Source organism: Terrisporobacter othiniensis (assembly GCF_000808015.1).
Lineage (GTDB): Bacteria > Bacillota > Clostridia > Peptostreptococcales > Peptostreptococcaceae > Terrisporobacter > Terrisporobacter muris.
On the sequence record NZ_JWHR01000050.1, the window covers coordinates 49,898 to 58,455 of the forward strand.

Genomic DNA, 8,558 nt, shown 5'->3' on the forward strand with positions numbered 1-8,558 from the left:
GAGGTTAGCTTTATTTCTCAAAAACACAAAAACTTCTTGGGCACACTAAATACCATTTTTTCTGTTCCTACTGTAACCTATACAACTCTAAGAACGCCTCTTAGACACACCTTGAATTAAATCAATTCAGATGCTTTCACCTATGTGCATTCCTACTGTTCCTATAATCTATATTGAGCTTATATATACGGTAATTATAGGTATAATAGGTACTAGTGCACGTATATGCGCACGTAATGGTTTCTTAAATCTTTTGAACACCACTTCGGCATAGTTTTTTCATTAACAAATTTTCTGATAACATTATATATCACAACTTATCCATATATATTTATCATTTACTTTTATCAAAAAGAGACTGCATCAACTAGGATTCTCTTTAAATATATAACATATTTATTCTCTAAAAAAAGCACCAACTTAAACGTTGATGCTTTTTTTATTTAATTCTACTTTTCTTCATCATCAGTAGTCTTAACATCTTCTATTACAACATTTCCTTCAACTTTTTCAAGTTCTTGCTCTATGCGTTTTTGTTGTTCTTCTGCTCTTTTTTCTTGCTCTTTTGCTTCTTCAATCTCAAGTCTTTCTGCTTCTTTCTTAGCTGCTTCTTTAGCATCATGTTCTTCTTTAACTTCTGCCACAGATTTTCCGTTTAAGATTTCCATAAACTCTTCACCTGTAATAGTTTCTTTTTCTAATAAGAAATCAGAAAGCTCGTGTAATTTATCAATATTTTCTTCAAGTATTTTTGTAGCTTTATCATGAGCTGATTTTATTATACTTAATACTTCTTTATCAATCTTAGCTGATGCTTCTGGTGAACACATTAGCGATGCATCTCCACCTAAATATTGATTATTTACTGTTTCTAGAGCCATCATATCGAACTCTTCACTCATTCCGTAACGAGTAACCATTGCTCTTGCTATTCTTGTTGCTTGTTCTATATCATTAGAGGCACCTGTTGTGAAAGAATTAAAGATAATTTCTTCCGCAGCACGACCTCCTGTAAATGTTGCTATTTTGTTGAAAGCTTCTTCCTTAGACATAAGTACTCTTTCGCCTTCTTCTACCTGCATAGTGTACCCTAGAGCCCCAGATGTACGAGGGATAATCGTAATCTTGTGCACTGGTGCAGATTCTGTTTGTTTAGCTGCAACTAATGCATGACCTATTTCGTGATATGCTACTATTTTCTTTTCTCTTGGAGAAATAACTGCAGCTTTTCTTTGGTATCCTGCTATTATTACTTCTACAGATTCTTCTAAGTCAGCTTGTGTAGCTTTATGTCTTCCTAGTCTAACTGCTCTAAGTGCTGCTTCATTTACTATATTTGCAAGTTCTGCACCACTAGCTCCAGCTGTTGCTCTTGCTATTCCGTTGAAATCAACATCTTCGTCCATTTTAACTTTTTTAGCATGAACTTTTAGTATATCTTCACGACCTTTTAAGTCAGGAAGTTCTACTGGTACTCTTCTGTCAAAACGTCCTGGTCTAAGTAGTGCTTTGTCTAGAGATTCTGGTCTATTAGTTGCTGCAAGTATTACAACACCTTTTTTACCATCAAATCCATCCATTTCAGTAAGTAACTGATTAAGCGTTTGTTCTCTTTCGTCATTACCACCCATTCCTCCGCCATCACGTTTTTTACCTATAGTGTCTATCTCATCTATAAATACGATACATGGAGCTTTTTCTTGAGCTTGTTTGAATAAATCTCTAACTTTTGCAGCACCCATACCAACAAACATTTCCACAAACTCAGAGCCTGAGATTGAGAAGAATGGTACTTTTGCTTCCCCTGCAACTGCTTTTGCAAGTAAAGTTTTTCCTGTACCCGGAGGTCCAACAAGCAATGCACCTTTTGGCATTGATGCACCTATTTCTTCGTACTTTTTAGGATTGTGTAAGAAATCAACTATTTCAGTTAATGATTCTTTGGCTTCGTCTTGTCCTGCCACATCTTCAAAAGTCTTTCCTGTTTGTGCTTCTACATATATTTTTGCATTACTCTTACCAAATTGCATTGGGCCGCCTCTGCCACCCATTCTATTTGTCATTTTTTTCATCATAAAGTTTAGTAAAGCAATCATTAATATTGTTGGTAAAACCCAATAAAGAATAAACTCAACTATTGGTGAATCTTGCTTTGGTATTTCTTGGTTGAATTTTTTTACGCCTGCTTTATATAAACGATTTACTAAATCATCATCATTCATTTGACCAGTTACATAAACTTTTTCTTTTTCATCTTTAACAGTAAAAGTAATTTGTTTTGAGTTGTCAATGTCTACTTGGTTTACTTTTCCTTCATCAACCATTGTAAGGAATGTTCCATAGTCCACATTCTCTACTTTTCCACTCATATTATATAGAGCTGGAAAAATAAACGAATTAAGTACTACTAGTAAAAGAAGTATTATCCCATAATAATATAACCATGATTTTTTTTGAGGTTTTTTTTCCTTCATAAGATATCTCCTAAATAATTATTCTGTATTTATTACTATATATACCCATCATATATGTCTTTAACATTAAATATAATGTTATAAAGTTATAAAATGACTTATATAAAATAGTAAATTTAATAAGGTATTTTGTCAATGTTTCTGATACTATATTTTTATACTTATATTGATTTTGTGTATTTTTCACATTTTTATAATAAATAATTATATAGTGTTAATATGAATTTATTATGAATTATTAGTATGCAAATATGAGGAGGTTTAATATGTTGGATTTTACAAAAGAGTTTAAAGAAGTTAAAATTATACCAGCAGTATTTTGGTATATTTTCACTATGATTATTGTGATTTTAGGAGCATTTATTATTTACTTAAGTAGTGATATTAATTTAATAGATAATGATAATTTATTATCTTTAATATCAACAGTTTTATTTATTATAATACTTTTATATAAATTTAGGGTTAATAAAAATAAGTTATTATTAATGATTAAGGATTATATAAAAAAAATAAATATAAAAGAATTAGGCGGTGTTGTTGCTACTCAGCTATGCCTTTCTATGGGCATCAGTCTATTATTAATAGGTATAGTTTATTTTACTTTACCAAATATGCTAAATAATCTTTTATCCGAATCATCTGTATCAGAAGTTTCTACTTATGGTGGACTATTCATATCCATGCTAATTACCGTTGTTAGTGCCCCTATCATGGAAGAATTATTTTTTAGAGCCATCATATTTAAAAGAATTAGTAGAAAATTCAATATCTACATAGGAATTGTAATTTCCTCTTTAGTATTTGGACTTTTACATATTGAATTAGCAGTTATAGGTGCTTTTATTTTTGGTATTGCTTGTTGTATCTTATACATCAAGTATAAAAATATACTAATTCCAATGACTGTTCATTTTTTAAATAACTTAATTGCATTTTTGCCTCAGTTAGATATTAATGCATCTGTTAATACTTCTCCAATTACTAATACTGATGCCATAGTTTCTTTATCCTTTGGTTTACTATTATTTTTAATAGGAATGTTCTTTTTTATTAAGTTTATACTAAAAAATAAGAAACATCTAAAGAGCGGATTTTCTCCTAGAATTGACACTAGGTTTATAATAGAAAATAAAAATTAAAATTGCCTAGCATAAAAGCATCTATTTATTTAGATGCTCTTTGCGCTAAGGCAATTTATATAAATCTTCAAGTATCAAATCATTCTCATAAATATATTTAGCTATATTATGTCCCACATATCTAAAATGCCATGGCTCAAAACCATAACCTGTATCCTCTACTCTATCTTTTTTATATCTTAATATAAATCCATATTTATGAGCATTTTTTTCCAACCACTTGCCTTCTTCTGTCATTTCAAAAGACTGTATTAATTTATATCCTATGGATTTTGAAGATATATCAACTGCTAAACCAGTTTGATGTTCACTTTGATTAGCTTTAGCCACATATTTTTGGGTATATTCTTTTCCTTTGCGTATTAAAGAATTTGAATATAATTCTTCCTGGTAACTACTAGATCTATATCCACTTATTAAATAAAGATTTATCCCTTCTTCTTTTGCATCCTTAAACATTTTTTCCAAATTATTAGAAGCACACTCACTTAAATAAATATCGCTTTTTATAGTATTAACTTTTGGTATAACTAAATCATCTGGTTCATAACTTGATTTTAGTCCATTTTCTTTATTCACTAATTTTGCTATTCCATTTTTGTATTTATATACCAACTCTTGAACATTTTTTAATTGACTGTCTACTTCAGTATCATCACTATAGTTAGACATATCATAGTCTAATACTTGATTTTTGGCAGCTAGCTCTTTAGCCTGTGTTAAATTTTTTGCCCCACAAAATAATAAAAAACCACCAAATAAAAGTATAACTCCAATCGTACTATATACTTTCTTTTGATTCATTGCCATAACTCCCTCTTAATATTAATTCTCAAAATCATTTTATATTATAACATTTTTCGACTATTTTTTGTATTATTTTATATTTTTTACCTTTTTATTTATGTGTCAAAAATGCAACATAAAAAACCATATTATTTTATAATATGGTTTGAATTTAAGTGCAAATTTAATTTTTAAAGTTGGAAAAATTCTATTATATCATCTTCATGGTAGTTAATAACTAGCTCTTTTGGGAAATCTAGCTCTTCAAGTAAGCTTTGAGCATTGTCAAATATACCAACCTGATAACAAATATGAGCATCACTACCTAAAATAATTCTTACCTTATGCTCTTTACATAAACTCAATAACTCTATATAGTTTTCACGAGCATTTGGTCTAAATGAACCTGAGTTTAATGATGAATTATTTAATTCTAATAAGATGTTTTTTTCTTTAGCTTTTTTAACAACAGCTTCATAATCTAATTCATATCTACCATCATCTGGATGTCCTATAATTTTTACTAATTTATGATCCATTGCATTTAGAGTTGCCCTTGTATTTTCTTCCTTGGTTCCAGGTTCTAAACATACAGTGTGAAGACTTGCTATTACATAATCTAGTCCACTTATATATTTATCTACTTCTACATCTATATTTCCATCGTAATCTATAATATTAGCTTCCATTCCTTTTAATATTCTAACACCATCAACTTCATTAGGTATTACTTTTAAATTGTGGAAATAAAATAAATGTGGTCCCCCTGGCATATCTATACCATGATCTGATAGACCATAATATTTTAGCCCATTAATTTTAGCATATTCTATATTTTCTTTTACTGTACTATATGCGTGCCCACTAGCTAAGGCGTGTGTGTGTAAATCTATTATAGCTTTCATATATGTCTTCTCCTTTATTGCTAAATTTATAATATGTTAAAAGCCATAGAGCTTTGGCAATATGGCTTAAAAATTTATTTATTATTCTTGATTATTTAATTTTCCTCTTAATAAATCTCCTATAGTCGCTCCTAAATCTTCTTCTTTATTTAAGAATTCACTGTAATCTTCTTCTGGCTCTTTATTAACGTCTTTTATAGATACAGACATTCTTTTGTGAGATGGATCGAAAGTTAATACTCTAACTGTTATTTCATCTCCAGGGTTTACAACACTACTTACGTTAGCAACTCTTTCTTCTTTTAAGTGAGATATTGGTAAGTATGCTTCTACACCTTCTTTTATTTCAACAAAAGCACCTCTGTCTATTATTCTAACAACTTTGCCAGTTATTATATCATCAACATTTACTTCTTTAGCTATTAAGTCCCATGGATCGTTGTTTATGTCTTTTAAAGCTAATCCTATTCTTCCAGTTTCTTTATTTACATCTAATACATAAACATCAACTTCTTGTCCAGATTGTAACATATCTTCTACAGATTCTACTCTCTTCCAAGATAAGTTGTTTATGTGAGCTAAACCTTCTACTCCACCTAAATCGATGAAAGCTCCGTAACTTACTATGTTAGTTACTTTACCATGTCTTTTTTGTCCAACTTCTAAAGAATCTATTAAAGCTTCTTTTTCAGCTTTAACTCTAGCTTTTTCAGCTGCTCTTTCTTCTCTTACTCTTTGTCTCTCTGCATCTCTTTCAGCTTGAATTCTTTCTTTTCTAGCTTTTCTTTCTTGGTCTAAACGTTCTTGTAATACTTCTCTGTGAGAACCTACTATTTTATTAGCTTTTTCATTGAATTCTATTATATAAACTTCTAAGTTAGCATCTTGGTATTCTTTTGTATCGTTTACAAATTTAGTGTTTAGTTGAGATATTGGTATAAATATTTCAACTGATTTATATGCAGCAAATACTCCTCTTTGTATAGTTTTTACTACATTTACTGTTATTATTTTATGATCAGCATGTGCTTGCTCTAATTCTTTTTTATCACTTACCATATCTAATCTTAACTTAGATAGTTTTAATGTACAGTCTTTTTCTGATACTTTAGTTATGACAGCAGATATTTCATCTCCTACTTTATATACATCAGAAACTTCTTGATTTTTTTGTAAGTTTAATTCACTTGTTGGAATTACTCCGTCAAAACCTACATTAAGGCCCACAGTTACTTCATCATTATTTATTTTAGTTATAGCTCCTGTTATAGTCTCTCCAACTTTTATTGAACTAAGTAGTTGTTCTTGTTGGTCTAACAGCTCTTGCATAGATAGTTCTTTAGTCATTGTTCTACATCCTTTCACCTAATAATCTTACTTTTTATATTATACCATTAAAATTTCAAATACTTACAGATTTATACAATATTTTATCAGTATTTTTCAATTATTTTCAAATTTTTTTCTTTATAATAGTATCTTAACTTTATTTAGTAAATTTATCAATTGTATTATTATGATTTTTGTTTATTTTAGTAAGATTAGCGTTCTTTTTATAGTATTACTTTTACAGGGTTATTAAGTACTATATTATCTATTTCTACTTTTGAATCATATGCTAAAACTTTTACTCCTTTTTCGTCAGCTTCCTTTAATACATCTCCAAACTCTTTGTGCATATCTACATTTGGAGTAAAGTAAAGTACATCTTCCATTTGAATAACAAGAATTATATAAGCTAAATATCCTTCTTCTCTAGCTTTAATTAATTCTTTAACATGTTTTACTCCTCTTTCTGTTTTTGCATCTGGAAATTTTACTACTCCATCTATTTCTAGAGTACATCCTTTAACTTCAATAAATGCTTTTTTAGTTTTTCCTTCTATATAAACATCAAACCTAGAATTGCCATAAGTTTTTTCTGGCTTTATCAAAGTTATATCTTCATCAAATCCTGGCAGTATTAATGATTTGTCTTCTAATGATTCATAGACAATTTTATTTGTTACTTGTGAATCCATATTAATTAGCCTGTCTCCCTTTTTTACAGCTATTAAAGAATATTTCGTTGATCTAGCAGGATTATTACTTTCTTCTAAGTATACTTCATATCCAGGTACTAGTAACTCTTTACATTTACCTGTATTTTTCACATGAATCTTTTCAACTTCCCCATTTATATCACAATAAGCTACAAATCTATTAGGCCTTTCTATAAACTTAGCTTTAATCATCTTATTATATTTCATTTATTTCTCCTATTTTTCTGATTAATTTTTCTATTTAAAAATATTATACCCTTTATTCCTAATTTAAAGTGAATTTTATTAAAGCATAAAATAAAAACTATCCTATAATTTAAAGTGGATACTATACAGTGGACAAGAGAAAAAAACGTGTCTACTTGTATAGGATTTATTTTTATGTAAAATAGTTATAAAGGAGTTGAATTATTATGAGTAAAAAAATATTTTCAAGTGAAGAAATTAAAAAATCATCTATAAATAAATATGTTAAGAACATAACTGAAAAAGGAATTACATATACTAATGAATTTAAATTACATTTTATTGCTGAATATGAAATAGAGAAAACACCTAGACAGATATTTGAAGATGCTGGATTTGATATTGATATAGTTGAAATTGAACGTGTTAAATCCTCTAGTCGTAGATGGCGAAAATCATATAGTGATAAAGGTGTTCTTGGTTTAGATAATACAAGAACATTAAATTCGGGTAGAACTCTTAATCGTGAATTAACATTAGAAGAAATTTTAGCAAAAAAAGATGCTGAAATTGAATATTTAAAAGCGGAGCTTGAACTTGTAAAAAAGTTAGAAGTAAACGAAAGGCAGGTGAAAAATAATAAATTAAATCCATCTAAAGTTTTTGAATTGATATATAATTTGATTTCTAAGTTTAATTTAAAAGGAATGACCAAACAACTATGCAAAATTTCAAATATTTCCACTTCAGGATTTTATAAATTTCTAAATACACAGACCTACAGAAATACTAAGGAAGATAACGATTTAAAGTCAAGAGATATTATTTTAAAAGCGTTTAATCATCGTGGATATAAGAAAGGATCTAGATCTATAAAAATGACATTAGAAAATGAATTTGGAGTAATAATGAATAGAAAGAAAATCCAAAGAATAATGCGCAAATATAATATTATTTGTCCAATACGTAAATCTAATCCTTATAAACGTATAGCTAAGGCAACTAAAGAGCATAGGGTTTCAT

At 28.7% G+C, this 8,558-nt stretch carries 6 protein-coding genes and 2 pseudogenes; 2 read left to right on the plus strand and 6 right to left on the minus strand.

The features are described 5' to 3' along the window. Positions 1-449 precede the first annotated feature (449 nt). Positions 450-2,474: an ATP-dependent zinc metalloprotease FtsH gene (ftsH, locus tag QX51_RS04865; protein WP_039678772.1), complete on the minus strand. Its 2,025-nt coding sequence runs from the start codon at positions 2,472-2,474 to the stop codon at positions 450-452. A 266-nt stretch (positions 2,475-2,740) separates the two neighbouring features. Here ftsH and QX51_RS04870 point away from each other — a divergent pair, with 266 nt between their 5' ends. Further along, positions 2,741-3,616, plus strand: a complete 876-nt coding sequence (locus QX51_RS04870) for a CPBP family intramembrane glutamic endopeptidase (protein ID WP_039678773.1) — start codon at positions 2,741-2,743, stop codon at positions 3,614-3,616. Positions 3,617-3,723: 107 nt separating this feature from the next. Here the strand turns inward: QX51_RS04870 and QX51_RS21895 are convergent. The 5 genes and pseudogenes from QX51_RS21895 to sfsA all read right to left on the minus strand — a co-directional run. After that, a pseudogene (locus tag QX51_RS21895) lies at positions 3,724-3,811 on the minus strand (D-alanyl-D-alanine carboxypeptidase family protein); the annotation flags it as partial. Next, positions 3,788-4,426, minus strand: a pseudogene (locus QX51_RS04875) (M15 family metallopeptidase); the annotation flags it as partial. The pseudogenes QX51_RS04875 and QX51_RS21895, both read right to left, overlap by 24 nt. A 167-nt stretch (positions 4,427-4,593) precedes the next feature. After that, the gene (locus QX51_RS04880; protein ID WP_039678774.1) at positions 4,594-5,307 is read right to left on the minus strand and encodes a phosphatase; all 714 of its coding nucleotides are present in this window, start codon (positions 5,305-5,307) and stop codon (positions 4,594-4,596) included. Between the two features lie 81 nt (positions 5,308-5,388). Beyond that, positions 5,389-6,654: a 30S ribosomal protein S1 gene (locus tag QX51_RS04885; protein WP_039678775.1), complete on the minus strand. Its 1,266-nt coding sequence runs from the start codon at positions 6,652-6,654 to the stop codon at positions 5,389-5,391. 206 nt (positions 6,655-6,860) lie between these two features. Continuing rightward, a complete protein-coding gene (gene sfsA / locus QX51_RS04890) occupies positions 6,861-7,556 on the minus strand; it encodes a DNA/RNA nuclease SfsA (protein WP_039678776.1) in 696 nt (231 codons plus the stop codon). 206 nt (positions 7,557-7,762) lie between these two features. On the opposite strand from sfsA, the gene QX51_RS19865 reads away from it, so the two are divergent. Continuing rightward, on the plus strand, positions 7,763-8,558 hold a 796-nt coding region (locus QX51_RS19865), incomplete at its 3' end, for an IS3 family transposase (RefSeq protein WP_039678777.1).

Excerpts from the sequence above, each read along its gene's own strand:
- QX51_RS04885 (WP_039678775.1), bottom strand. The coding sequence starts at position 6,654 with ATGACTAAAGAACTATCTATGCAAGAGCTGTTAGACCAACAAGAACAA.
- QX51_RS04870 (WP_039678773.1), top strand. The coding sequence starts at position 2,741 with ATGTTGGATTTTACAAAAGAGTTTAAAGAAGTTAAAATTATACCAGCA.
- QX51_RS04880 (WP_039678774.1), bottom strand. The coding sequence starts at position 5,307 with ATGAAAGCTATAATAGATTTACACACACACGCCTTAGCTAGTGGGCAC.
- ftsH (WP_039678772.1), bottom strand. The coding sequence starts at position 2,474 with ATGAAGGAAAAAAAACCTCAAAAAAAATCATGGTTATATTATTATGGG.
- sfsA (WP_039678776.1), bottom strand. The coding sequence starts at position 7,556 with ATGAAATATAATAAGATGATTAAAGCTAAGTTTATAGAAAGGCCTAAT.